The 516-nt window shown below is 78.5% G+C and carries 1 protein-coding gene; it reads left to right on the forward strand.

Features of this window, described 5'->3' with window-relative positions:
- Positions 1–516: CHASE2 domain-containing protein (locus OZN99_RS33365; protein WP_270939445.1), on the forward strand; the 516-nt coding region annotated here is incomplete at both ends.

A 516-nucleotide genomic window follows, 5' to 3' on the forward strand; every position in this document is an offset into this window, starting at 1 on the left:
CGGCCCGCCTGCTGCTCGCCGCCGCAGCGGCCACGGGGCTGGCGCTGCTCGCGCGCGGCGCCGGCCTGACCGAGCCGCTGGACTTGGTGGCGCATGACGCGCTGGTGCGCTGGCACGCCACCGCGCCACCGAGCGACCGCATCGCGCTGGTGACCGCGACGGAGGAGGATATCGGGCGCTTCGGCTGGCCCCTGCCCGATGCGGTGCTGGCCACGCTGCTGGACCGGCTGGCGGCGGCCGGTGCCGGCCCCATCGCCGTGGATCTCTACCGCGACCGTCCCGTCGGCGACGGCGCGGCGCAGCTGGACGCGGTGCTGGTGCGGCATCCCGGCATCCTCTGGGTGACGAAGCTGCCGGAACCTCCCCTGCCCGGCGTCCGCCCGCCGGCGCTGCTGGCCGGCACGCCGCGCGCCGTCGCCGCCGACCTCGTCACCGATGCCGGCGGCGTGGTGCGGCGCGGGCTGATCGCCGGCGAGGACACCGCCACGGGCGCCGTGGTACGCAGCCTGGGCGCGG

The organism is Falsiroseomonas oryzae (genome assembly GCF_027856955.1).
In the GTDB taxonomy this organism is placed as follows: domain Bacteria; phylum Pseudomonadota; class Alphaproteobacteria; order Acetobacterales; family Acetobacteraceae; genus Falsiroseomonas; species Falsiroseomonas oryzae.